This is a genomic window from Pseudoalteromonas fuliginea, from assembly GCF_000690055.1.
Taxonomy (GTDB): domain Bacteria; phylum Pseudomonadota; class Gammaproteobacteria; order Enterobacterales; family Alteromonadaceae; genus Pseudoalteromonas; species Pseudoalteromonas fuliginea.
Genome location: NZ_JJNZ01000172.1, coordinates 1 through 351, shown reverse-complemented (window position 1 = coordinate 351; position 351 = coordinate 1). Strand labels below are relative to the sequence as shown.

General features: G+C 55.0%; 1 protein-coding gene. It reads left to right on the top strand.

Annotation, left to right across the window (positions count from 1 at the left end; translation table 11 throughout):
• The coding region (locus DC53_RS0120940; RefSeq protein WP_033032462.1) for a cadherin repeat domain-containing protein at window positions 1–351 on the top strand (351 nt) is incomplete at both ends.

The window sequence follows — 351 nt, the reverse complement described above, 5'->3', positions numbered from 1 at the left end:
TGATAACGCCATTAGCCCAGTGGTTGATACCGATGGCGACGCCGATAAAGCCGCCAACAACACCATTAGCGAGAATGTGACTAACGGCGCAACCGTGGGCATTACCGCCAATGCTACCGACGCCGATACCGGCGATGTGGTCAGCTATGGCCTAACCGATGACTCGATCTTCACCATCGACAGCACCACCGGTGTTGTGACTGTGAAAGATGCGAGCAGCATCGATTATGAAACAGCCACAAGCCACAGCATTACCGTGGTGGCCACGTCAACTGATGGCTCAACCAGCACTCAGACCTTCACGATTAATGTGACGGATGCCGATGGCTCGACCCCTGGCAGCGGTGATAC